Origin of the sequence: Bacillus bingmayongensis, assembly GCF_000299035.1 — a bacterium.
Lineage (GTDB): Bacteria > Bacillota > Bacilli > Bacillales > Bacillaceae_G > Bacillus_A > Bacillus_A bingmayongensis.
Window position 1 is genome coordinate 1 of the sequence record NZ_AKCS01000087.1, and the last position, 614, is coordinate 614.

Consider the following 614-nt stretch of genomic DNA (forward strand, 5'->3'; position numbering starts at 1 on the left):
CCTTCACCTGACCCTTTTTGGTCAGGTGAAGGGCTATTTTTTTCATGTTTTGGCAAGCTGCGGTGAGATAAGCCTGCATTTGGACAGACTTCAGCCCCCGGAACCGAGCGTATCGATAGCCATGTAGCTCTTTGGCATCCGCGAAGCTTCGTTCAATAGTAGAACAGCGTACCTTATATAGTTTTTTACCTGTACTTGTTAATTTGTTTTTTCGTGCAATATCTTTATACTCTTCCCAAATGTGATGTGTAATGACCTTCTGTTTTTGTTTCTCTGAGAAACATTTGTTACGCAACGGACAAACTGCGCAATCTGTTGGATTAGACTTATATTGGCGATATCCTTCTCGATCGGTTGTCGCATATTCTAAAATACATCCCATTGGACAGGCAAATACATCTGTTTCTTTTTCGTATTTAAATTGGCTTTTTGGTACGTCTTTATTTCTTTTTCCAAACCGGCGATACCCCATCACCATAAATATATTCTGTTCCGATAATTTTTTGCAGATATAACCTGTAAAGTAGCCAGCATCAAGTGCCACTGCTTCTATTTGAAATCCAAACTTATCAACTTGTGCTTGAAGTCGCTCTAAATACGGCTCGGAATCCGCT

General features: G+C 40.2%; 1 protein-coding gene. It reads right to left on the bottom strand.

All coding sequences use genetic code 11. The features are described from left to right. A partial coding sequence (locus Y7E_RS0106945) for an IS1182 family transposase (RefSeq protein WP_017150560.1) occupies positions 1 to 614 on the bottom strand: 614 nt, incomplete at both ends.